The 22,221-nt window shown below is 28.8% G+C and carries 25 protein-coding genes and 1 tRNA gene; 5 read left to right on the top strand and 21 right to left on the bottom strand.

What is annotated here, in order from left to right:
- Nucleotides 1-129: 129 nt before the first annotated feature.
- Nucleotides 130-1,434 (bottom strand): ribosome biogenesis GTPase Der, encoded by a 1,305-nt coding sequence (gene der, locus H3Z83_RS11900; protein WP_182125720.1) that lies wholly within the window; start codon nucleotides 1,432-1,434, stop codon nucleotides 130-132.
- 77 nt (nucleotides 1,435-1,511) lie between these two features.
- On the opposite strand from der, the gene H3Z83_RS11895 reads away from it, so the two are divergent.
- Together H3Z83_RS11895 and H3Z83_RS11890 are read left to right on the top strand one after the other, a co-directional pair.
- Nucleotides 1,512-2,246, top strand: a complete 735-nt coding sequence (locus H3Z83_RS11895) for an SIMPL domain-containing protein (RefSeq protein ID WP_182125719.1) — start codon at nucleotides 1,512-1,514, stop codon at nucleotides 2,244-2,246.
- Between the two features lie 4 nt (nucleotides 2,247-2,250).
- Nucleotides 2,251-2,763 carry an ABC transporter permease gene (locus H3Z83_RS11890; RefSeq protein WP_182125718.1) on the top strand — a complete coding sequence of 171 codons (513 nt, stop codon included), beginning with the start codon at nucleotides 2,251-2,253 and terminating at the stop codon, nucleotides 2,761-2,763.
- On the opposite strand, the gene era is transcribed toward H3Z83_RS11890, so the two are convergent.
- Nucleotides 2,760-3,671: a GTPase Era gene (era, locus tag H3Z83_RS11885; protein ID WP_317167229.1), complete on the bottom strand. Its 912-nt coding sequence runs from the start codon at nucleotides 3,669-3,671 to the stop codon at nucleotides 2,760-2,762. The two genes, H3Z83_RS11890 and era, sit on opposite strands and share 4 nt — an antisense overlap.
- Nucleotides 3,672-3,781: 110 nt before the next feature.
- Here era and H3Z83_RS11880 point away from each other — a divergent pair.
- From H3Z83_RS11880 to H3Z83_RS11870, 3 genes are all read left to right on the top strand, one after another.
- Nucleotides 3,782-3,854: transfer RNA gene (locus H3Z83_RS11880), tRNA-Met, on the top strand.
- Between the two features lie 110 nt (nucleotides 3,855-3,964).
- On the top strand, nucleotides 3,965-5,257 hold the full coding sequence (locus H3Z83_RS11875) for a tyrosine-type recombinase/integrase (protein ID WP_246337566.1): 1,293 nt from the start codon (nucleotides 3,965-3,967) through the stop codon (nucleotides 5,255-5,257).
- Between the two features lie 873 nt (nucleotides 5,258-6,130).
- Nucleotides 6,131-6,319, top strand: coding sequence for a hypothetical protein (locus H3Z83_RS11870; RefSeq protein WP_182125716.1), 189 nt, complete (start codon nucleotides 6,131-6,133; stop codon nucleotides 6,317-6,319).
- A gap of 552 nt (nucleotides 6,320-6,871) precedes the next feature.
- On the opposite strand, the gene H3Z83_RS11865 is transcribed toward H3Z83_RS11870, so the two are convergent.
- From H3Z83_RS11865 to H3Z83_RS11775, 19 genes are all read right to left on the bottom strand, one after another.
- Nucleotides 6,872-7,309: a hypothetical protein gene (locus tag H3Z83_RS11865; protein WP_182125715.1), complete on the bottom strand. Its 438-nt coding sequence runs from the start codon at nucleotides 7,307-7,309 to the stop codon at nucleotides 6,872-6,874.
- Nucleotides 7,310-7,371: 62 nt separating this feature from the next.
- A complete protein-coding gene (locus H3Z83_RS11860) occupies nucleotides 7,372-7,659 on the bottom strand; it encodes a hypothetical protein (protein WP_182125714.1) in 288 nt (95 codons plus the stop codon).
- A 156-nt stretch (nucleotides 7,660-7,815) separates the two neighbouring features.
- On the bottom strand, nucleotides 7,816-8,532 hold the full coding sequence (locus H3Z83_RS11855; RefSeq protein ID WP_182125713.1) for a hypothetical protein: 717 nt from the start codon (nucleotides 8,530-8,532) through the stop codon (nucleotides 7,816-7,818).
- 153 nt (nucleotides 8,533-8,685) lie between these two features.
- On the bottom strand, nucleotides 8,686-9,270 hold the full coding sequence (locus H3Z83_RS11850) for a hypothetical protein (RefSeq protein ID WP_182125712.1): 585 nt from the start codon (nucleotides 9,268-9,270) through the stop codon (nucleotides 8,686-8,688).
- Between the two features lie 156 nt (nucleotides 9,271-9,426).
- Complete coding sequence (locus H3Z83_RS11845) at nucleotides 9,427-10,017, bottom strand: hypothetical protein (protein ID WP_182125711.1); 591 nt, start codon at nucleotides 10,015-10,017, stop codon at nucleotides 9,427-9,429.
- 229 nt (nucleotides 10,018-10,246) lie between these two features.
- Complete coding sequence (locus H3Z83_RS11840) at nucleotides 10,247-10,702, bottom strand: hypothetical protein (protein WP_182125710.1); 456 nt, start codon at nucleotides 10,700-10,702, stop codon at nucleotides 10,247-10,249.
- A gap of 9 nt (nucleotides 10,703-10,711) precedes the next feature.
- A complete protein-coding gene (locus H3Z83_RS11835; protein ID WP_182125709.1) occupies nucleotides 10,712-11,263 on the bottom strand; it encodes an HD domain-containing protein in 552 nt (183 codons plus the stop codon).
- Between the two features lie 166 nt (nucleotides 11,264-11,429).
- Nucleotides 11,430-12,026 carry a hypothetical protein gene (locus H3Z83_RS11830; protein WP_182125708.1) on the bottom strand — a complete coding sequence of 199 codons (597 nt, stop codon included), beginning with the start codon at nucleotides 12,024-12,026 and terminating at the stop codon, nucleotides 11,430-11,432.
- Nucleotides 12,027-12,065: 39 nt separating this feature from the next.
- Nucleotides 12,066-12,914 (bottom strand): tetratricopeptide repeat protein, encoded by an 849-nt coding sequence (locus tag H3Z83_RS11825; protein WP_182125707.1) that lies wholly within the window; start codon nucleotides 12,912-12,914, stop codon nucleotides 12,066-12,068.
- A gap of 209 nt (nucleotides 12,915-13,123) precedes the next feature.
- Nucleotides 13,124-13,666 carry an SMI1/KNR4 family protein gene (locus tag H3Z83_RS11820; protein ID WP_182125706.1) on the bottom strand — a complete coding sequence of 181 codons (543 nt, stop codon included), beginning with the start codon at nucleotides 13,664-13,666 and terminating at the stop codon, nucleotides 13,124-13,126.
- 154 nt (nucleotides 13,667-13,820) lie between these two features.
- Complete coding sequence (locus tag H3Z83_RS11815; protein ID WP_182125705.1) at nucleotides 13,821-14,798, bottom strand: S41 family peptidase; 978 nt, start codon at nucleotides 14,796-14,798, stop codon at nucleotides 13,821-13,823.
- 122 nt (nucleotides 14,799-14,920) lie between these two features.
- Complete coding sequence (locus H3Z83_RS11810) at nucleotides 14,921-15,310, bottom strand: hypothetical protein (protein ID WP_182125704.1); 390 nt, start codon at nucleotides 15,308-15,310, stop codon at nucleotides 14,921-14,923.
- A gap of 166 nt (nucleotides 15,311-15,476) precedes the next feature.
- Nucleotides 15,477-15,908, bottom strand: coding sequence for a hypothetical protein (locus tag H3Z83_RS11805; protein ID WP_182125703.1), 432 nt, complete (start codon nucleotides 15,906-15,908; stop codon nucleotides 15,477-15,479).
- 158 nt (nucleotides 15,909-16,066) lie between these two features.
- A complete protein-coding gene (locus H3Z83_RS11800) occupies nucleotides 16,067-16,507 on the bottom strand; it encodes a hypothetical protein (RefSeq protein WP_182125702.1) in 441 nt (146 codons plus the stop codon).
- A gap of 212 nt (nucleotides 16,508-16,719) precedes the next feature.
- Nucleotides 16,720-18,429 carry a leucine-rich repeat domain-containing protein gene (locus H3Z83_RS11795; protein ID WP_182125701.1) on the bottom strand — a complete coding sequence of 570 codons (1,710 nt, stop codon included), beginning with the start codon at nucleotides 18,427-18,429 and terminating at the stop codon, nucleotides 16,720-16,722.
- Between the two features lie 199 nt (nucleotides 18,430-18,628).
- The gene (locus H3Z83_RS11790) at nucleotides 18,629-20,050 is read right to left on the bottom strand and encodes a hypothetical protein (protein ID WP_182125700.1); all 1,422 of its coding nucleotides are present in this window, start codon (nucleotides 20,048-20,050) and stop codon (nucleotides 18,629-18,631) included.
- Between the two features lie 177 nt (nucleotides 20,051-20,227).
- Nucleotides 20,228-20,632 (bottom strand): DUF3592 domain-containing protein, encoded by a 405-nt coding sequence (locus H3Z83_RS11785; protein ID WP_182125699.1) that lies wholly within the window; start codon nucleotides 20,630-20,632, stop codon nucleotides 20,228-20,230.
- 178 nt (nucleotides 20,633-20,810) lie between these two features.
- Nucleotides 20,811-21,560: a hypothetical protein gene (locus tag H3Z83_RS11780; protein WP_182125698.1), complete on the bottom strand. Its 750-nt coding sequence runs from the start codon at nucleotides 21,558-21,560 to the stop codon at nucleotides 20,811-20,813.
- A 128-nt stretch (nucleotides 21,561-21,688) separates the two neighbouring features.
- Complete coding sequence (locus H3Z83_RS11775; RefSeq protein ID WP_182125697.1) at nucleotides 21,689-22,204, bottom strand: hypothetical protein; 516 nt, start codon at nucleotides 22,202-22,204, stop codon at nucleotides 21,689-21,691.
- Nucleotides 22,205-22,221 lie beyond the last annotated feature (17 nt).

The following is a 22,221-nucleotide window of genomic DNA, read 5'->3' as shown; positions in this document are numbered from 1 at the left end:
TCTATCTCTTTCTAACTGCAAATTTACAAAATTGTAAGTAGTTGGTCGTTTTTTACTACTGATACTATCTTGTTACCAATAAAAAAGCCATTATTTAAATAATGGCTTTTTAAAAATATTTAATGAATATTATTTCTGTCTGAAATAAATACTAATAGGAACCCCTTTGAAGTCATATCGCTCACGTAATTGGTTTTCCAAATAACGTCTATATGGATCTCTAATATATTGAGGTAAATTCGCGAAAAATGCAAATTGAGGTGTATGCGTTGGTAATTGCATACAGTACTTTATTTTGATAAACTTTCCTTTCGTTGCTGGTGGTGGATTATGATCCATGATTTCCAACATTGTTTCGTTTAGTTTACTTGTTTGAATACGACGTTTTCTGTTTTCAAAAACTTCAACAGCAGTTTCAATTGCTTTAAAGATACGTTGCTTTGTTAATACTGAAATAAATACAATTGGCACATCTGTAAAAGGAGCAATTTTCTTTCTAATATGCGCTTCAAAATCACGCATTGTGTTGGTTTGCTTTTCTACCAAATCCCACTTATTAACAAGAATAATGATTCCTTTTCTGTTTTTTTCAGCTAACCAGAATATTTTTTCATCCTGACCCTCAAAATCACGAGTAGCATCCACAACTAAAATAGCAATATCACAATGTTCAATTGCACGAACGGCACGCATTACAGAATAAAATTCTAAATCTTCTTTTACTTTCGATTTTTTTCTAATTCCAGCAGTATCTACTAAGTTAAACTCGAAACCAAAACGATTGTATTTTGTATCGATAGAATCACGAGTAGTACCAGCGATATTTGTAACAATATTTCTATCTTCTCCAATCAACGCATTGATAAATGAAGATTTACCAGCATTAGGACGTCCTACAACTGCAAAACGAGGTAGTTCGTTTACTTCTTCTTCTTCCTCTTCTGGAATAGCTTCCGCAACAGCATCTAATAATTCACCAGTTCCACTTCCGTTTATTGAAGAAATAGTATAGTAATCACCTAAACCTAAGTTGTAAAACTCAACAGCATCAGCATCACGCATTGCATTGTCAACTTTGTTTACAGCCATAAAAAGAGGCTTTTTAACTTGGCGTAATATTTTAGCAACAGCATCATCCATTGGAGTAATTCCTTGCTCAACATCGACTACAAAAACAATAATATCAGCTTCATCAATTGCTAACTGAACTTGTTTACGTATCTCTCCTTCAAAAATATCATCAGAACCAACAACATACCCACCAGTATCTATTACCGAAAATTCTTTTCCGTTCCATTCAGATTTCCCGTAGTGTCTATCTCTTGTAACTCCACTAACAGAATCTACAATAGCTTCACGACGTTGAACTAAGCGGTTAAATAAAGTGGATTTACCTACATTAGGTCTACCAACAATGGCTACAATACTACTCATTTTGTTAAAATTTGTGCAAAGATACAATTTAACGTTGCAATATTTGTTGTAGTTTTATATGAATAAAAAAAATGATTATGAAGAACACGAATTTAAATGCTGTAATTTTTGGAATAGCTATTGTAATTGCTGCTTATTTATTAGGGAATTCGATTATAAATAGAAATAAACCTCAAGGAAATATTGCTGTTACTGGTTTAGGTAAGGCAGATTTTACATCAGATTTAATTGTTTGGGAGGGGTCTTTTTCGAAGGAGAATCCAAATTTAAAAGAAGGGTATAATAATTTAGAAAAAGACAAAAAAATTATCACTGACTATTTAATGTCTAAAGGCATTAAACCTGAAGAATTAATTTTTAAAGCTGTAAAAAGTAATAAAAATACAAGAACTAAATATTCTCCTGAAGGAAAATATATGGGAGAAGAGTTTTTGGGTTATAGACTAACGCAATCGATAAAAGTTGAATCTAATAATGTAGAAAAAGTTGAGAAAATTTCTCGTGAGATAACAGAATTATTGAATAAAGGAATTCAGTTTTATTCACAGCCCCCACGATATTATTATACAAAGTTAGCTGATTTAAAAGTTGAAATGATTAGTAAAGCTACTGCTGATGCTCGTTCTAGAGCTGAAAAAATAGCAGAGAATTCAGGTGAGAGTTTAGGAGATTTGATTTCTGCTAAAATGGGAATTTTCCAAATTACAGGTCAGAATTCAAATGAGAATTATTCTTGGGGAGGAACTTATAATACATCATCAAAAGAAAAAACAGCTTCAATTACTATGAAATTAAATTTTGAAGTAAATTAGTTTTATGGATGATCAGTTATACAATCAGATTTTTTTAAAACCTCGATTTCAAATAAATTTTGATTTAGAGTCAGACGCTTTGTTAAAAGAGATTAGTAAGCATACACTTGATGATTCTAAGTACAAGATGAAAATGGTAGATAACCATGTAGTTATTGATGTTCCTGAGAGTGAAACACATTTTTGGTCTCCTCAATTACATATTGAAATAGAAGAGTTAACAAAAGAAACTTCTGTTATTAAAGGATTGTTTGGACCCAAGCCTCAAGTTTGGACACTTTTTATGTTTCTTCACTTTTTTGTAGCAACTGCTTTTTTAGTTTTTGGAGTAATAGCCTATAGCAATTGGTCGCTAAATAAAACTTCTTTATTATCTATTGTAATGTTGTTTGTTTTGCCAATAGTTTGGGTGTTATTATACTTTGTCGGAACCATAGGTAAGTCTACAGGTAAAAAACAAATGGACGAATTAAAGAAGTTTACAAAAGAGTTGTTAAATAAAATAAAAACCAGCTAGTCTTTATAACCAAAACGCTTTAATTGACGCTCATTTGAACGCCAGTTTTTATTCACTTTTACATATAAATCTAGAAATACTTTTTTCTCAAAAAAAGTTTGTAAATCTTTTCGAGCTTCAGTTCCTACACGTTTAATTGCGCTTCCTTTATGCCCAATGATAATTCCTTTTTGAGTATCACGTTCAACCATAATTACCGAGCGAATTTTAATAATGTCTTCCTCTTCAACAAATTCCTCAGTTTCTACTTCAACAGAATAAGGGATCTCTTTCTTGTATTGTTGTAGGATTTTTTCTCGAATCTTTTCGTTTACAAAAAAACGCTCTGATTTATCAGTTAGTTGATCTTTTGGATAAAAAGGTGGCGCTTCAGGAAGCAGTTCTATAATTTTATAAAAAACAGTTTCCACATTAAATTTTTCTAAAGCCGAAATAACATAAACAAAAGAGTTTGGTACTTTATTTCTCCAATAAGCTATTTTCTCTTCAACTTCTTCTTGAGAAGACTTATCAATTTTGTTTAATAATAAGATAACAGGAATCTCACTGTGAATTATTCGTTTAAAGAAAGCTTCATTTTTAAGTTCTTTTTCTCCAACTTCAACCATGTAAATAAGTACATCAGCATCTTCAAAAGCAGACTTTACAAAATCCATCATTGATGATTGTAATTCATATGCTGGCTGAATAATTCCTGGAGTGTCGGAAAAAACAACTTGATAATCTTCATTATTTACGATACCTAAAATACGGTGTCGAGTTGTTTGTGCTTTAGAAGTAATGATTGAAAGTTTTTCACCAACCAATGCATTCATTAAAGTTGATTTACCAACGTTTGGGTTACCAATAATATTTACGAATCCTGCTTTATGTATCATGTGGCAAAGATAAGTTGTTTTACTTAAGATTTATTGTTTTTTATTGTGCTGTTATGGTGTGAGTTATAAAATAGTTTCAAAATAAGTATTGTTTTATTTGGATAGAAGAAAGAAAAGGTTGTATATTTGCAACCGCAAATCGCGGGATAGAGCAGTAGGTAGCTCGTCGGGCTCATAACCCGAAGGTCACTGGTTCGAGTCCAGTTCCCGCTACTAAGCTTAAAGCTTTTAAAACTAACGGATTGTTTACGACAATCCGTTTTTTTATGCCCTTAAGTTTTTTACTTTTACGAACCGTAAACGCTACCGTAAACGTTTTTGATATGAAACTCAATTTTTCTGAACCTAAAATTTACACTGGAGGGGTGTTAATTTCAGAGTGGTCAAAGCTCACTAAAACAGAAAAAGAATTAGCTTTAAGTAAGGATTGGTTTGTTTATTATTCTTATCGAGACCCTAAAACGTTAAAATTAAAAAGACAGCCTTATATAAAAGCAGGTGTAAATAAGTTAAAAACGAAAAGGGAACGAATTGCATTTTTGAAAACAATGCAAAGAGCCTTATTTCAATTGCTGCAAGCTGGTTTTAACCCTTATGAAGATAATTCATTATTAGAAGCAGAATTATTCGGAGAAGAAAAACTTAAAACAGCTTCACAAAATTCTTTTGCGCTTTCCGAAAGAACACAAAAAAGCGCAAAACAAGAGAAGGAAGTAAGTGAAATTTCAATTGATAAGGCTTTTGAGTTAGGACTTAAATTGAAGAAAAGGTTAATGAATAAAAATTCTTTTACTAAGTATAAAAGTAGAATTATTCGTTTTAGCAAATGGCTTAAGAGGAAGGGTTTTGAAAACCAATCAATAGATACTTTAAATAAGAAAATTATTATAGAGTATTTGAATGAAGTGTTACAAGATACAAGTGCTAGAAATAGAAATAATACGCGAACAGATATTAGTTCTTTATTTCAAATGCTAGAGGATAATGAATTGATTTTAGAAAACTATGTTAAGAAAATTAATGTATTGAAATCTATTCCGAAAAGAAATAAAACATACACCCCGAAACTTCAAGAAGATATTTATAACTATCTAGAAGATAATAATAAGCATTTATTACTATTTATTCAATTTGTTTCGTACAACTTTCTACGTCCTATTGAAGTTTGTAGATTACGAGTTGAAGATGTTGATATAATAGATAAGAAACTGTATGTAAAAGCAAAGAATAGTCCTGTAAAAATTAAAATTATTCCTGAAATATTATTAAATCAGATTCCTAACCTTTCTAAAAAAGATCCTAAGTCATTTTTATTTACTCAGAAAGAAATAGGAGGTATATGGAATATTGATGAGACCAATAAAAGAGATCATTTTACAAAAAGATTCAAAAAAGTAAAAGAGCATTTTGAACTAGGTAAAGAATATGGACTTTACAGTTTTAGACATACTTTTATCACAAAACTATATAGAGAAATACGACAAACAATGTCACCATTTGAATCAAAAAGTAAATTAATGTTAATCACTGGTCATACGACCATGACAGCATTAGATAAATATCTCCGAGATATTGATGCTGAGCTACCAGAAGATTATTCTTCATTGATAGAATAATAGAAAATAAAGTTTGTGCCTTTTTGAATAAACTTACAAACACTATAATTTTAGAGTAGTGAGTTATTTTGAACCTTTGGCAATTAGAGCTTTTTTGTAATCAAATAACTCTTTTTTGCGTTTTGCGCTTTCTTTGCGTTTTCTTGCGGAAATGACATTTTTCTTAGATGGATTTTGTTAACTAGCTGATAGCAAGTATATTAATTGTGTTTGAGTAGTTGTTTTTATTTTTTGCGTTTCTATTTGCGCTTTTGCGTAAAGTCTATATCTGATTAATGTTTCATTTTTGAGCGAAAGTAATTAGAACTACTAGTGTGCCATTTGGAACTTTTTTATAGTAAGTTTTTCCTTTTTTTTTTAAAGTTTCTTAGAATCAACCAGGTTTTGATTATACGTGCCAACTAGTTATATATAATTAAGTAACTTTTTTGGATTTTTATCTGTTGAGAAATGAGATTTTGACTTTGTAATTTTTTCCATGTTTAGCTTATTTCTTTACATTAATTGCGTTTTTTAGAAAAGTATATTCCAGAGTTACTAGAAGATTATTTTTATATTAATGAAATAATAACCTTAATGTGTTGTGCATTATAGAGTAATATTTCATTTTAACCTAACCTAACCTAACCTAACCTAACCTAACCTAACCTAACCTAACCTAACCTAACCTAACCTAACCTAACCTAACCTAACCTAACCTAACCTAACCTAACCTAACCTAACCTAACCTAACCTAACCTAACCTAACCTAACCTAACCTAACCTAACCTAACCTAACCTAACCTAACCTAACCTAACCTAACCTAACCTAGCTTATTTTTTATATTTTAAACATACTATTATTGCGTTTTAATATCATTTTTAAGATAAGTTTTGAACGCAAAAGTAGTATATCAAGTAGCAGAAGCTCTTCCAAAAGAAGAGCAAAGGTTGTTGTTTGAAATGCTACAGAAAAAGTTTAGTATTAATAAATTTTATGTTGAGAAAGATAAGAGAGTAATATTAACAAAGGAAGAGGCTATTCAATACTTGTTAAAGAATATTTTTAATAAACGAAATTAACGCAAAAAAGAAGTATTAAATATTTATTTAAAACATATTAAATATCAGTTGTTTCTGTTTTTTTAGAGTTAGTAATTAAGAAAAATCACCTTAACGCAACAAAGCGCAAACAGGAACGAAAGTTATTTTTTGTATATTTGAGGTAACCTTTATTTGTCTGACTTATCGCAATCGGAGCGTGTAGTAACGAAATGAAGGTTTTTTGTTTTTCTAATTCTATTGGAAACATCAAAATTCCCCATTTCTTTCAGCAAAAGGTTTTCAACTGATAATTTTTTGTCAGAATAGAATTAATAATTTCAGATTTGTTTTTTATTAATTAGATGTTGTTTTCGGTGTCGATTTTAATGCAGTGCAACGTCTCGGCTATGGTTAGTACGGGAATTAAAATTACTAAATTTCCGATTAAGCACTTAGCCAAAACTTTTTATTTTGTTTTATCTTTTTTGTTCTAAAGCCAAATCAAAAGATTTGGCGGACTTAGTTAAAAAGCACTACACTTTGGGTTAAGCACCAAAACCCGTATTAATTATAGCCATTGTTAGGCAATCGTTATTTCTTTTTCAGTTTAAATTTAGTTCCTTCTTTATAACCAATTGGATGATTAGGGCTTTTAATTCCAAAAGGTCCAGAACCACCATCTGTATAATAGAATTCATTTTTATCATCAGAATATCTACCCGCACATAGAAGTTTAAATGTTGTTTTCTTTCTGTCAGATTTAGAGACTGCAATATCAATCCAAACAGGAATTTTGTTTTTTCGACATAGAATTTCGACTACTTCTTTGTCAGTTAAATCAAAGTATTTCTTTCCGTTATCATCTGGATAAATGTCAAATTGTTTTAATTCAGGATTGTCGTGAGAAACATTTAATTCTAAATCATACTTGAATTCAGATTTTAAGTCGTTTTTCACAAATTCTTTAGCAAATCTGAAAGAGGAGTAACTTGCTCCAAGTAGTAGAAATAAGAAGTCAGGTTTGTTCATTAATAACTTTTTTTAATACTCTTTAAATATTTCATTTAGGTGTTATTTTAGTTTCTGTCGGTTTATAATAGTCCAAGCCATACGAGAATAAATAATGCCCAAAAAATAGAGGTATTCCAAATTATTATTCTCCTTTTTCTTCCATCAGGGTATTTTTTTCTAGAGATGAGTTTATATGTGTAAAATGAAATCAATCCCAAGCCATAAGAAAGAATCAAGTGCCCTAGGCCATCTCCAATAAGCGACCCTTCTTTAAATTCTCCTTTATCTAGTATTCCATAAATTGTCCCAATGATAAAAACGACTATAGCTCTTAATACAATTTCACCATTTAGTTTTTGTAGATTCATATTTGGTTTTATGTTGCCTAACTGTCTCGGCTATGATTTCGGCGTGGAATAAGTCGGAGACTTTTCCTTAGTAGAAATCAGCCGTTTTAAAGTTAGTAAATTTTGTTTCTTATTCATTCGGAACGTTGAATTATAGCCATTGTTGGCAACTGTAATTTATAATTTAGTTGTTGTTATAATTTTATCATTTTCATAATTATATTCCCAGGTTAGAATTATATATGAAATCAGATTTTCAGTCCTTATTCCTTTATCTACTTCGTTTATTTTATAACCTATTTTACTAGTTAATTCTTTTCTGATTTTTTCATTAAAGTTTCGTTTAGCATTTTCATTAGAGGGTAATATTTCTTTGATTCTCAAATCTGAATTTAAAATAACTTTGTAGAGGAAAATCCCATTTATTGCTTTTTCAAAAAGATTAGAATTAATTTCATTGTTAAGAGTTTGTCTTAGATTAGAACTTATTTCGTTCTCAATTTTTTTCTTTTTTAAATATCTTAAAATAGATAAACTTCTTTTGTCTGGATTTCCTTGAGCAAGACAGAAGGAAGTCATAATTTCCCCGTCTGTATTTTTGTAACCAAAGATTAAATATTTGCTATTCTTTTGCGGAATAAAAGAACAAGAACTATCTTTCATACTATCTACAAATATTTTCTCATTTTCTTTTCCCTTAAATAGCTCTTTTATTTCAAAAGTAGATTTATAGATTCCGTAATTATTTTCAATTTCTGTCAAACTTTTGAATTCAATAATTCCAATGAAATCCAAAATAGAATAAGCATTTGTAATTTTCATTGAACTACAACTACATCCGAAAGTTTCCGTAAAGGTTGTTGTTAAAATCAATACTAGAATTATCTTTTTCATTTTCATTATTGTTGCCAACGGTCTCGTATAACCGTCAGTTACGGGTTAAATTAGCGATTATTTTCGGTTTAGCACAGGCTTTAGCAATTCCGAGTGGATTCGGACGTAGTCGAATCCGCCGTAATTGCGGTTATACATTGTTGTAAACAGTTTTTATCCATCATAACCAAACCATTCGTTTTCACAGTTAACTTTTTTCGATTCAATTTCCTTGAATTTATTTTCCTTTAAGTCAATAAACCAAGTTTTTAATATTTTGTCAAAAAATTCAACATCCTCATTCTCTACCAAACTAAAAACCATTCTTTCATTTGGATTTTCAATTAATTCACATTGAGTTAAAGCAACGTATTGGTCAGAATTTTTAAATATCAAATTCACTTCGTCAAGAATTGAATAATTAGGTATAGGGGATGAATTTTTAATTATTTTCTCTAAAATCAACACTTTCAAACTGTCTTTTTGAATGTAAACCAAAGCCTTATCTGAATTACCTAAAACTTGTGCACTTACTTTTTCAAATCCATTATATTTTTCTAAATCCGTTATATTTCGGAAAGTAACACTTTCAGAATCATTTTTTGAGATAGTCTTGGTGTCAGAATTTAATTCTATTTCTGAATTTTGATTTTCAAGTTCAGTTTTCGAATCAGTTTTTGTTTCCGACTCTTTCTTTCCTGTTTGACAACTAAATGTCAAAATCAGGACTAAAATTATTATTATTTTTTCGGTTCTCATAAATTGTTTACAACGGTCTCGTATAACCGTCAGTTACGGGTTAAATTAGCGTTTATTTTCTGTTTGACACAGGCTTTAGCAATTTCGAGTGGATTCGGACGTAGTCGAATCCGCCGTAATTGCGGTTATACATTGTTGTGTGTAGGCTTTTTTTATTCAACTGTATTTTTTCTTTTGTTCCACACTTTTCGGTTCAAATGACGTTTGGTAATTTCCATTTTTGTCAGGTGAGTGAATCTTGTAAGGTTCTCTGTCTTTATTCTGCTCTTTTCTAATTTTATGGAACAATTCCAATTCTCCATTTAGAAAAGTCAGTCCGTATTTTATTAATTCAGAGTTAGCATTTTTCAAACTTGGTTCAATTCCGTTATCCTTTGGGAATTCATATTCCGTTACTTTTAATTCTGGATTAATTTCCTTTTTAAATCTCCAGAGTGCAATTGAATTCCAGTCGTATTCAAAAAAGTCTTCGCTATTTCCTTCTCCAAGTATTATGTTATAGTGATAAGGATAATCCCTTGGATAAGTGCTACTTGATATTTTAAGATACTGTTTGTCTTTTCGGTAAATTATTGTCGAAGAATGTTTTCCGATTTCAATTCGGTGTTTTTGGAATCCGAACTGTTCAAAAGTCGGAATTACGATTTCCATAGCTTTTTCAAAGAATAACTTTTGTTCAGGCGATGGCTTTTCGGTTCTTTCCGATTTACCTTTTTTATTACCTTTTAAAAAGTCAAATACTCCCATTTTCTTATTTCACGAATTTTTTGTCAGCTTACGGCTTCGGCTAAGGTTAGTACGGGATTAAATTAGCATTTAATTTCGGATTAAGCGATTAGCCAAAACTTTTTATTTTGTTTTATTTTTTTCTATTCTAAAGCCAAATCAAAAGATTTGGCGGACTTTATAAAAATACACTAAACTTTGGATTAGACACTCAAACCCGTATTGATTTTAGCCATTGTTGGCAGTAGTTTTATTCATCTCCGTAAAGTAATTTAGTGCCGAATTGGATAGATTCTAACTTTTCCTTTGTAGGGTCAAGAACCAATCTAAAATTAGTGTAAACCAAATCGTACCCCTCTATTTCATACAAATCCATTGAATATATATGACCAATTATAGCATACTCAGAAATTGGTTTTCCAAATTTAATAGAAAAATCAAGTTTTGATATATTTTTAATAACTAAACCGAATCCGATAATTTCACCATTTTTGACTTTATAATGGTTTTGATAATTTGAGGATCTGTATATTTTTCGATTATCTTTTTCTGTATTGTTGAAAACAGTAGATTTGTAGCTTTTATCAATAAGGTTTTCAGAGTCTGCAATCTTTAGTCCATTAAGAGTGAAAACTGAATCTAAAGTTAGTTTGTTAAACCAATCTTGGTTGTTTAATTCTAAATAGTTCTTTGAAGTTGTATGCATATTAATTTTCTATTTAGGCTTAAACTTTATTATATTTTTTTCATAGTCAGATATTTTAGATTCTAATCTTTTATTTAGATAATTGTTTTTTTCTTTAAGTAAATCTGAAATGATTTGAGCTTCTTTGTGATATTTAATTATTTTTTCTCTGCTCCAATGTTCAGGAGGTGATTGTAAGTTTGTTATGCGGTCAGCAATTTTAACAATTCCCACTTCTTTTTGTAATGTGTTTATTCTGTTCAAGCTGTCGAGCATTCTTTCAGATTTTGATTTCAGATTTTCATTTTTTGTTAAGGCTTGAACTCCCATTGCGATATCTTGTCCAAATATTTTTTTGATTTCTTCATAATTGGTATCAGTATCCTCAATGGTATCGTGTAAAATAGCTATTTGTATTGCAAAGTTTAAATTAAAAGAACTTTCAAAGTTATAAGCCATTATCACTTCCATAGCTACATTAGAAATATGTAAAAGATAGTTTGCTTTTGTTCCTGGGACTTTCTGATTACTATGCTTTTGCCCAGCAAATTTAAGAGCTTTTTGATATAGTTCTTGAGTCATTATTGTTTTTCTAAATTACTGCCAACGTGTTTGTGTATGGAAAGTTGCGTTTTTTGTGTGCGAGGATTTTCCGTAGGAAAATCAGAAGTAGCAAAAAATGCAACTAACTTTGTTTAAGCACTAATTTAGCAATTTTTTATACACGGTGTTGGCAATAGTGTTCTAATCAATTTTTTAGGATATGTTTAATTGTTCCTTTGTATTCAAATTTAGGGTGTCCAATGTGTCCTTTGTGTTGTTTAGATATACATTTTAATTTAATCATTATTGTGTCGCCAGATTTGTAATTTTTTTTATTCGCAATAATCTCTAAGTGTTCAAATTCAAGAGATTTAAAATATTTACCATTAAAAGCGGGATAGTCTGACCATAGAATTATTTCAGGAACTATAGTGTCAGTGATATTTAGTTTAAATATTTGGCTTCCAAGTCCTTTTCTAGCAAACATTAATGTCAGTGTATCGTTGGAATATTTTTGATTATAAATAGAGTTATAATTATAGCCTTTGAGCTTAATCAGTTTTCCGTCAATTGTGCTATGATTTATAGTTTCAATGAATGTGGTTTTAGTTATTAAAGTTGAGTCAATAATATTTTTTTGAGCATTTAACAAAGTTAATGTCAATCCGAAAAGAATAAGTAAAATTTGTTTTTTCATATTATTGCCAACGTGTTTGTGTATGATTTCGTTGCGTGTTTCAGCAACTAAATTAGCAAATACAAACCGAATAGAAAATCCGCGAGGATTTTCGTAAGTAGGCAAGTAGTAGCAATGAATTATACACGGTGTTGCCACACGTTTTTATTCGCATTTATATTCTTTTAGTATTCTAGCTTTGGAATTTACATTCTTAATTTTTTGATAAATATCACAAGTTTTTTTCTTCTTTTTCATTTTCGAATAGAAGTCAAGTTGATAAGAATAAGCCTCAAGTAAAACCGTTTCATTTTCAATTCCCGTCTCAATAATTTGGTCTAACATTTTAATTGCTTTAATGTACTCACTTTTTGCTCCAAATATTGAAGATTTGATAATCAACGTGTATTTATATTCAACAGAATTTTTATCCCAAATTTCTAAAATAGTATCAATGTTTTTAATCGCAGTATCATATTTACCTAATTCATTAAGTATTTTAATTTGCATTTCAACATAATCAAAATCTAATGTTTCGCCTTTTGTTTTATTTATGGCAGAAGTGAAGTATTCAACTGCTTTTTCTTTATTTCCGCTATCATATGCTATCAATCCGAGATTATAATCAACTAATCCTAAATCTGGCACTTCTTTTTCTACAATCAAAAACTGTTCTTTTGCCTTTTCTAGTTGATTAGTTTTATAGTAACTATCTCCTAAATTCACTCTTTGAATGTAACTTGGGTCACATTCCTTAATGTATTGCTCATAGTAAGAAATCGATTTTGAATGATTATTTAAATTTCGATGACTAAATCCTAAAATTTCCAATTTCTCACATTTTAAACTATCGTTAAGCTTTTCAGTAAATTCAATAGCGGATTCATAATTTTCCATTTGAATCAATAATTGAATTCGATACATTGGGTCGATTGTTAATTCTTGACTAAATGATTGATTAATATTTCCGACAAGAATTAATATGATTATAATTAGGGTTTTCTTTTTCAGCATTATATTTTTTTTCTAATGTGTGGCAACGTTTAGTATAAGAAACGTAGGGCAGAAGATAAGCACTACATTTCGGGTTTATAACTTAGCCAAATATAATATTTTGCTTTTATTTTTTTTATTGAAAATGCCAAGTTTTATATTTGGCGGACTTCATAAAAATACACAGACCTTTGGAGTTTACACAAAAGCCCTATGTTTTTTATACATTGTTATGTGCTTTTTTGTCTCCAAAAATCTTCATTCCAGTTTTTATATAATTTATTAGTATCTAATTTTTCGAAATCGTAATTTACAGTTACTACCCTAAATTGACTTAATAAATCAAAAATATTATCAGCTAAAAATTTGAATTCATAAGAATCAATGGCATAGTATATTTTGTCAAGATTGTCTTTTTTCATTCCAATAAATAAAGACCCTCCATGACCATGATAACTAATAGGTAATAAGTCAAATTCTTCTATATATGACTTTTGACTATCATATTTTAATAAATCTTCTAAATCTATAAATGATTCAAAACTCAATTCATCATCATCAATTTCATAATTTTCTTTTTTAACAGAAGAGAATATATGAGTCATAAATTCCTTTTCAATATTATCAGATTCGTCTAAACAATTTGTAAACCCAAAATAAGGTTTAAATGCAGAAATGAATGACCTATATACAGGAGGAAGATTCAAGTTGTTTTTCTTTTCAAATTCAGTAACATTAATTTGCTTATTTCTAAACAATAATAAATCTTTCATAGCTGTTTTTAATTGCACATAACGTGTTTGTGTATGGTTTGTTGCGTTGGTTTAGCGTAAATTTAGCAAATAAATACTGAATAGAAAATCCGCAAGGATTTTCGTAAGTTGGCTAAAAGAAAGCAATAAAATATACACGGTGTTACCTACAGTATTATTCATTTATCCAATTTGTTATTTTTTCAATCAAGTCTTTTTCTGAATTTGCAATTTCGTCTGGTATTATCGATTTTGAAATTTTATTTCCAAGATGATTTTTCCAAAATCCAGTTGTTAAATGAAGATAATCTCCGTTTTTCATTTTAATACTTGTATTGTTAGATGGATAACCTAATGTTTTAGTTCCAAAAAATTTTACATTAGAATTACTCATAACTGCAATTGCTGTTGCTTCTGCAGAACTTGCTGTCCATTCGTTGATTAATACAGCAACTTTCACTCTTGGGTTTTTTAGAGAATAATTGAAAGTTTTTCCTAAATATTTTTTCGTTTTATTTCTTGTTCCATATAAGATTTCACCATTCACTTTTCTCCAATTGGTTTCTTTTTTCCCTTTAATTGTATATCCTATATTTCCTTCCTTTAAAAAAGGAGTTAATGAAATTATCATTGGCCACATTTGCCCACCTCCATTATTTCTTAAATCAATAATCCAACATTTTAAATTTTCACTATCATTAGATTTAATATTTTCAATATTCTTATTTATATAAATTTTAGAACTTTCAATTGTTTCTTTTAAACTTACTTTAGATGAAATAAAGTGGTTTATTTTAATAAAACCAGTATTTTTAATTTTAATATCACTTATTTTCTTTCTTTTTCCAAGAAAAGATTTTGACTCAAAATTTCCATAGATTCTTATTTTATTATCTAATTTGTAATAAAAAGAGTGACTTTCTCCGTTTATAGTTAGTGCTGTTTTAATTGCTGAATCTCTAGAAATAAGAGCTTTTTTTAATATTTTTTTTTCAAAATTTTCCCAGTCAATTGAATCTTTGTTTATTGATTTAGACTTAAAATGTTTTATTAGTTCTTTGTAATACTTTAATTCACTTTTTCCTAGTTTTTTTTCTTGTGAAAAAGCACTAATGATTATAAAAAATGTTAGTATAAAAATCGTCTTTCTCATATTGTAGGTAACGGTTAGTATAAGAATAGTTGCGGGTTTACGTGCGAGGAATTTCCGAAGGAAATTCAGACGTAGTAAACTTGCAACGACCTTTGGTTAAGCCCAAAATTGAGCGATTATTTTTATACATTGTTGTGCAACGTTTTTATTTTTTCGTACAGTATATTTTCCAATTCAACTGATTTTTTCACATCCACACTTTCAATTCCATAAATCCATTCATTTTCATATTCAGTCCAATTAGTTTTGTCCGACGCTATTTTCAGTCCGATTTCGGTCTCAAGTGATTCAATTACTTTAAATTCAGGATTGGTCATTTTAATAATTCTCACATAATTTTCCGAAATCAATTCAGAGAGTATTTTTCCGCAAACAAACTCAGTTTCGTTTTGAGTTTCCAATTCAGAGTAATATTTTTTCACAGCATAATTCAATTCATACATTCCTTGAATATCATCATTTATTGAGTCAATTAATATGAATTTTATATGTTCAAATATTTCCGAATTCATTTTTTGCGTGTGATTTGTCAAATGTTGCACAACGGTTTTGTGTTATGATTTGTTGCGAGAAAATTCGCAAGAATTTTCGGTTATAAACCAAAGATAGTAAAAGTACGAGGGTTTTTCGAGAGGAAAATCAACAAGCAATGAACTATACACGTTGTTGTAGGTAGTTTTATTTCCATTTTGGGTTAATCCTTTTTTCAAACCTTTCCGCTATTATCAGGTTTTGATCAGAAGTTAATTCTAAATAACTTGTCAATGAACCTTTTCTTAACCTTTTTTCGATAAAAACATTGTAAGTTCCATTAAGTCTTGAATAATTCGAGTTGATAATTTTGATTTTAGTTGAATCAATTCTTTCTATATTTCCTGTTAAATAAGTATTCGCAGAGTCAATTAATTGAATTAAAAAAAAGCCATTTCTCCTAATAGATAGTGGTTTAGTCAAAATACTTTTTTGTGAATAATTTTTTGCTAAATCTACATTGTCACTATTGATTATATAAAAAGTATTCCACTCTCCAATTAATTCGTCATTTCTGAATTTATTCAAAGTACAAGAGATAATCAGAAGTAAAATTGAAAATCTTAACAATAATTTCATTAGTGAGTTTTTAATTACCTACAACGGTTGGTGTAAGAATAGTTGCGGTTTTGTACGCGGCAGATTTTCCTACGGAAAATCCGAGTGTGCAAAATTGCAACTACCTTTGTTTTGTACTAAAAATAGCAATTATTTTTACACGTTGTTGTGTGCAGTTTTTATTTTTTTAAATATTTTTCAATTTCATTCTTATTCAGATTAATTGACTTAAAATATCCTCTATAAGCATTTTCAGGATGGGATAATTCCCAAAGAGATTTACAGTTAGCACATTCATAAATTAATCCACCTTCCCAATTTTCCGCTCCATATTCATAAATTAGAAACTTAACTTTTGGTGAATAAGAAATTGTTTGTGCGATTGGTGTAAATTTCTTTTCTAATATTTTTTCAAATTTAATAAAGTCAGATTCTGAATGGAAAGATTCGTTCCAATGTTCATTACAGTTATCTTCTCTACGTATAAATTTCCTTATAGTATGGTAGTATTCCGTTTTGTCATTTCCTATGAATAGAGAAATGAACCAGAGGAATGGACTAACAATAATTCCAATTAAAAATATTAGAATAAGTAAAATTGATTTTAAAATGTCTTTCATTTCTCAAATTGCACACAACGTTTAGTATAAGAAACGTAGGGCAATAAATAAGCACATTCGTTTCGGTTTATTACTTAGCTAAATATAAATATTTTGCTTTTATCTTTTCTTCTATAAACGCCAAATTTTATATTTAGCGGACTTTGTTAATAGACATAGACCTTTCGATTTAGCACAAACGCCCTATGTTTTTTATACATTGTTAGCAAACGTTATTTTTTTCTTTTTATACCTCCTACATATTTTCTACAATCTTCTCTTACTATATAAATATTAGTATTTCTTTCTTTTATTTGATTGATATTTTTATCAGAAATAACTTCGTGGTCTATTAACAAGTGAGTGAGTTTTGTTAAGTTACCTATATCAGTTGGTAAATGCGGTATATTATTATTGTGAAGCCACAGCGTTTGTAGATTTTTTAATTCTAGTACTTCTGATGGGAATTTTCTAAAGCGATTAAATTCAATACTTAGCATTTGTAAGTTTTGTAAATTTTTAATTGTTTTTGGTAATTCTCTAATTTCATTACTACCTAAATCAAGATTGGTTAAATAATTAATATCTCCAATACTTTTAGGAATAGTCTCAATTCTATTGAAACCTAAATTTAACGACCTCAAGTTTTTTAAATTGCCTATTGTATGCGGTATCGTTTTAACTTTAGAAGCATTACTCTTAATTGAAATTAGGTTGTAACATAGACCAACTTCTTCTCTTAATCTTTGAATTCCACTTCCTGAAACATCTAAACAATTTAAATTTTTTAAATATTTTATTTCTTTTGGTAAATCTTTAATTTTTCCATTATTACGAATACTTAAATAACCTAAGTTTTTTAGTGTTCCTATTTCTGGTGGAAGTTTACGAATATTTGAAGCTTCAATTGATAAACCTTTTAGTTTTTGTAATTTGGATATAGAAGAAGGAAATTCTTTCAGATTTGAATAATCTAATTCTAAATATTCAAGACTTGGTAATTCACCTAATTGATTAAATAATTTATCAAAATCTTTGATTCTGTTTCTCGATAAATCTAATGCCTTTAATTTTTTAAATACTTTTATGTTATCAGGAAGCTCAGATATATTTGAAGAACTTAAATTGAGAAGTTCTAGATTTTTATCTAAGTTTTTTAAGTCTTTTACTGTTTTTCTAGGCTCATAAAATAATTTTTCTGTATATATGGGTTTAAAAAGCCTGTCATAGCTTAAATTTATTTTTAATCTAATTTCTTTATCAAAGTTCTCTGATTCTGCATAAAAGGGGATTTTATTATAGTCATCAATATTGAGTTGGTCTTTTGAAATTAAACTCATCAATTCCATATCTTCTTCAAGCCCGTAATTTTCCAAAAAAGCTGTATCCCATGACGCCCCTTCTTTGTTTCCTGCAAAATATTTGGAATAAATTTTATAATAATAAATAGCTTTAAACTTTTCTATAGAGTTAGGGTACATTGTTGCCTCTTCATAATTAAAAGCAGCATTTTTGTAATCTTTATTTAAAAAATGAGCATTTGCTTTCATCAAAAGTGTAATGGCTGAAATTCCGTAATATTTCTCGATTCTTTCTACTTCTTCAATTGATTCTGTAAATAGATCATTTTCGTAGTAATTTATATATTTTAATAATCTCCCCCGACTAGATGTTTTATAATGATTAAGGTATATATTTATGTTTGTTAAAACCTCTTGATGGTTCTTTATAGGGTTTATATTTTTCAAACATAATGCTTGACTAAAATATAGAGAAGTATCAGTAGGTTTTCTTATTAATCCTTCTTTTACACAATCAAGAGCCTTTTTCCATTTATGATTATTAATCGATTCTTGATATGTTTCTATTAATTCTTCATCAGTTAAATTTTTTATACAAGAGCTTAAACAGATTAGGCATATAATTAATAAGTATTTTCTCATATAGTGTTAATGGTTCATTGTGTTAATTCTATTTTTTTAAACTTGAGTGAGTTATGTTTGCTAACGGTTTTGTATAAGCGTCAGTAACGGGAAAATGCGCGAGTATTTTCCGCTGACGCAACCAAGATAATAAAAAGGCTTGAATTTCCGATTAGGAAATTCAGCCGTTATTGCGTTTATACGTTGTTACCTGCTGGCTTTATTTCCTAAATTTTCTAAATGAAACCAAAATTTCATAAATTCCGATTCCAATAAATATCTTTCCGAAAATAAATGGAATCCATTCCCAAACACTTGTCAAATACTCTCTACTATTTACTAAAGGATTATGAAAGTCAGTTAGCAAAAAGTACCTAAATAGTCCAATAAAATACTCACTATAAGCAGATGTATTTAACAAATCAATTTCTCTTTCGGAATTATGAATTCCATAAAATATTGAATAAAATAGAATCGCAACAAATAAAGTTCTTTTAATTGCTTTAACCCAATCAGTTCCGTTGTTTGAGAAGAATGAGTTTACTCGTAAAATTGTTAAATCTCTCCGTAATTTTTTCCGATTAGCTTTTGGTTTTGACTTAATATTTTTCTTTAATTCTTCTTTGTATGAATTAAGTTCGTGAGCACGGAAATTGTCGTAATCTATTTTATTGTCAGCTCGTAATAATTGTTGTTTTATATTTCTTAAAGTTCTTTTGTTGCATTTACTGAATTTAAAAATTTCAATGTCATCAAAAAAAGCAGATTTTTCAAATATGGTTCTGTCTAAAAATATAGAGTTTAACTCTAGTTCTTGAAAAGAAGTAAATTCTTGAAATTTTGAAGTATCAATATATAAGTCATAAAGAGTTGATTTATTGAAATATGTGTATTTCATAAAATTACAACTCTTGAATTTAACTCTAGTTCTATTCTCGTTTTTTAGTTTCTCAAACAATGCAGTTCCAGAGAAATCATTAAAAGAAAATTCTGCGTCAATTCCGAAATCTGTGAGTGAAAAATTTGTTTTATTAAACTCGTTATGTTTAAAATAACTATCCTCTACAGAATTGAGAGTAAATTGAAAATCACTAACAAAATTACAATGGTCAATATCTATTCTTTTGAACTTGGAATCGTGGATTTTAACCCGATTAATTTTACAACGAGAAATCAGTAAATTGCCCGTTGATTTTAGATGTAAGAAGTCTAAAAATTTTACAATTTCACAATTATGGATAGTAATATTAATTTCATTTAATATTTCTCGCTCTAAACTTTCCGAACACTCAAAAGTAAAATATCCAAGCTTTTTTGGTGCTAAATGTAAGTTTTTAATTGGCTTTGAAATATTTGAAAATTTAATCTCTTGAACAAAGCAATCTTTAAAATAAACATCGTTTTCAAATTCGCAATTATCAAAGCTAAAAAAATGAGTTAATTCAGAGTTCTCTTCAAGACTCAAGTTCATAAAATCAACTCTTTTACCTGTAAGTTTACAGTTTTTAAACTTATTTGAAAGAGTAACTTTATTTAAGTTTACATTAGTTACACTCTCAAAATTTATTAAAAGGTCATTGTGTTCAGAAATCTCCGTAGAAGCAAGTAATTCTTTAAATTGTAGTTCGTTTATTTCTTCCATTTACGGATTTTTTTTTCAGCTTGCAGGTAACGGTTTTGGCTATGATTTCGTTGCGTGAAAATCCGCGAGGATTTTCCGCCGTAAACCGAAGATAGCAAATCTGCGAGGACTTTCCGAAAGGAAAGTCAGAAGCAATGAATTATAGCCGTTGTTGTACACAGTATTTTATTCCTTTTTTTAATTATCAATCCGTTCTTTAAACCTCTTTTTTTGAATATTCAGTTTTTTTAGGTCTAATTCCGTTGAATTAAAGTCCATAAATGCATTATTCGGATTTTCTATGTCATAGTATACAGGATGCTTAACTCCGATACAATTTTTTGTTCTTTGGCAATCTGAATATTTAAAACTATAATTTACAGATTTTGAGTATTCAGTTCCATCAACGCTATACTTATAATAAATATGATAGGTTTCGGCTAAACCTGTTACTTTATGGTCTGTAATTTCTCCAATCACATAATTATTTTCTAATTTCAGTTGTTCCTCTTTTTTGTCATTCTTAATCGTTTTGAAAATAGAAAATATTACAACGATTACCGCAATAGGTATTAAAAATCGATTTACTTTCTGGTCAGTCAAATTCTAAATGGGATTGAGTGGTTATATTTTGTACAACGGTTACGTATAAGAATAGTTGCTTGGTTAGGTTACTAAATTACCAAATAAAAACTGCCATTGGAAAATTCGGAAGGAATTTCCCAAGTACGCTTGTCGAGCAATTATTTTTATACAATGTTGGCAATAGTTTTTTATTTTATTAGTCAGCTTTTAATTTGTCTATATTACTGGATATTTTCAAAGGAACCTCTAATGTGAAATTTGTTACTACTTCAGTGTCTTTAAATCCTCCGTACAAAGAAGATGAGTCTTTGAATAGTTTCTTTTGTAAAATTTTGTACTCATCTTTAATAGTTAGAATGTTATCTTTTATATCGGTTTTATTCAAAATTCCGTCATACAATTCAGGGAATAAAGAATAGTAAGTGATAATAGGGTCTTTATGGCTTTTTTGAATAAAGTCATGATTGATTTTTTCAGTATTCCTAGACAGGAAATTTAAAAAATTCATATAGTGTTTTTCATACAGACTCTGTTTTCTATATCTTGAGGGTTTGATAAGGTGAATTATTTTAATAAGTTCGTTTATTTTGTCAAATCGATTATGAATAATCCAAAGGTTTAGTTGATAATAAACATCAGCTATTGATACTTCTGTCTTATGTATAATACTGAAAAGAGAATCTAATATTATTTCTTTATTTTTAAATTCTATTTCAGAACCTAATTTTATTTTACTTCTTCTTTCTAACATGTGAAGACGTAATAGTCCAGAACTTAAACTTTTATTACAAAATAATATTTGACTCCAATTTTTTTCTTTTAAAAGTGTTTTATGCACATCAACGGAAGAATTAATGGACATTTCAATTGCAAGTTTGGCACGATTATAAAAATCATCACTAATGCTTTTGGTTTCTTTTTTAAAAAATTGTCTAAATAAGTTCATTTCTTAATTGTTGCCAACGGTCTCGTATAAGAATAGTTGCGGTTTTGTGTGCGAGGATTTTCCGCAGGAAAATCAGACGTAACAAAACTGCAACTACCTTTGTTTAAGCACTAATGTAGCAATTATTTTTATACATTGTTGGCAGTAGTTTTTATTTTTCCCATTATTCCCTCGTTAGTATTTTTGTCAATAAATCCGCTTTCTAATCCAGACCTAATGTCCAAATTCTGATGTTCAATTATATTTTCTCCAAATTCGAATTTGTTCCGCATTTTTTTTAAGTCAAACACTTTGTCAAAATAAATCCAATTCGCTTTACTTTCAGACCAAGCTTTTCCGTAAAATGTAATTCTCGTATTTTCCTTAATTAATTTTTTCGCTAAACGTTTCAATTCAGCTGAACGAATTGAGTTAGAAAAGTCAGAGAAATAATTCTCAAATTCAATTAATTTTTCTCCGATTTTAAATTCATAATCGAGGCTGTCAACAACAAGTCTACTTAAAATTCCATTCAGGTCAGAAACAGATTGTAATGAATTCAAATTCCGATACAATGATTTTAGAATTCCATTGTCAAGATTCCGTTTAATTTCGAAATCTAATTCCAATAGTAATTTATCTTTTTCAGTTTTAAAGTTCGTCATTTCAAATTACTGCCAAC

The sequence above is a fragment of the Tenacibaculum pelagium genome (assembly GCF_014062345.1).
GTDB lineage: Bacteria > Bacteroidota > Bacteroidia > Flavobacteriales > Flavobacteriaceae > Polaribacter > Polaribacter pelagius.
This window is presented reverse-complemented; position numbering and strand designations above follow the sequence as displayed.

Bases quoted from the DNA above. Each gene is read 5' to 3' on its own strand.
- der (WP_182125720.1), bottom strand. From the start codon at position 1,434: ATGAGTAGTATTGTAGCCATTGTTGGTAGACCTAATGTAGGTAAATCC.
- H3Z83_RS11895 (WP_182125719.1), top strand. From the start codon at position 1,512: ATGAAGAACACGAATTTAAATGCTGTAATTTTTGGAATAGCTATTGTA.
- H3Z83_RS11890 (WP_182125718.1), top strand. From the start codon at position 2,251: ATGGATGATCAGTTATACAATCAGATTTTTTTAAAACCTCGATTTCAA.
- H3Z83_RS11875 (WP_246337566.1), top strand. From the start codon at position 3,965: ATGAAACTCAATTTTTCTGAACCTAAAATTTACACTGGAGGGGTGTTA.
- H3Z83_RS11865 (WP_182125715.1), bottom strand. From the start codon at position 7,309: ATGAACAAACCTGACTTCTTATTTCTACTACTTGGAGCAAGTTACTCC.
- H3Z83_RS11860 (WP_182125714.1), bottom strand. From the start codon at position 7,659: ATGAATCTACAAAAACTAAATGGTGAAATTGTATTAAGAGCTATAGTC.
- H3Z83_RS11855 (WP_182125713.1), bottom strand. From the start codon at position 8,532: ATGAAAAAGATAATTCTAGTATTGATTTTAACAACAACCTTTACGGAA.
- H3Z83_RS11850 (WP_182125712.1), bottom strand. From the start codon at position 9,270: ATGAGAACCGAAAAAATAATAATAATTTTAGTCCTGATTTTGACATTT.
- H3Z83_RS11845 (WP_182125711.1), bottom strand. From the start codon at position 10,017: ATGGGAGTATTTGACTTTTTAAAAGGTAATAAAAAAGGTAAATCGGAA.
- H3Z83_RS11840 (WP_182125710.1), bottom strand. From the start codon at position 10,702: ATGCATACAACTTCAAAGAACTATTTAGAATTAAACAACCAAGATTGG.
- H3Z83_RS11835 (WP_182125709.1), bottom strand. From the start codon at position 11,263: ATGACTCAAGAACTATATCAAAAAGCTCTTAAATTTGCTGGGCAAAAG.
- H3Z83_RS11825 (WP_182125707.1), bottom strand. From the start codon at position 12,914: ATGCTGAAAAAGAAAACCCTAATTATAATCATATTAATTCTTGTCGGA.
- H3Z83_RS11820 (WP_182125706.1), bottom strand. From the start codon at position 13,666: ATGAAAGATTTATTATTGTTTAGAAATAAGCAAATTAATGTTACTGAA.
- H3Z83_RS11815 (WP_182125705.1), bottom strand. From the start codon at position 14,798: ATGAGAAAGACGATTTTTATACTAACATTTTTTATAATCATTAGTGCT.
- H3Z83_RS11810 (WP_182125704.1), bottom strand. From the start codon at position 15,310: ATGAATTCGGAAATATTTGAACATATAAAATTCATATTAATTGACTCA.
- H3Z83_RS11805 (WP_182125703.1), bottom strand. From the start codon at position 15,908: ATGAAATTATTGTTAAGATTTTCAATTTTACTTCTGATTATCTCTTGT.
- H3Z83_RS11800 (WP_182125702.1), bottom strand. From the start codon at position 16,507: ATGAAAGACATTTTAAAATCAATTTTACTTATTCTAATATTTTTAATT.
- H3Z83_RS11795 (WP_182125701.1), bottom strand. From the start codon at position 18,429: ATGAGAAAATACTTATTAATTATATGCCTAATCTGTTTAAGCTCTTGT.
- H3Z83_RS11790 (WP_182125700.1), bottom strand. From the start codon at position 20,050: ATGGAAGAAATAAACGAACTACAATTTAAAGAATTACTTGCTTCTACG.
- H3Z83_RS11780 (WP_182125698.1), bottom strand. From the start codon at position 21,560: ATGAACTTATTTAGACAATTTTTTAAAAAAGAAACCAAAAGCATTAGT.
- H3Z83_RS11775 (WP_182125697.1), bottom strand. From the start codon at position 22,204: ATGACGAACTTTAAAACTGAAAAAGATAAATTACTATTGGAATTAGAT.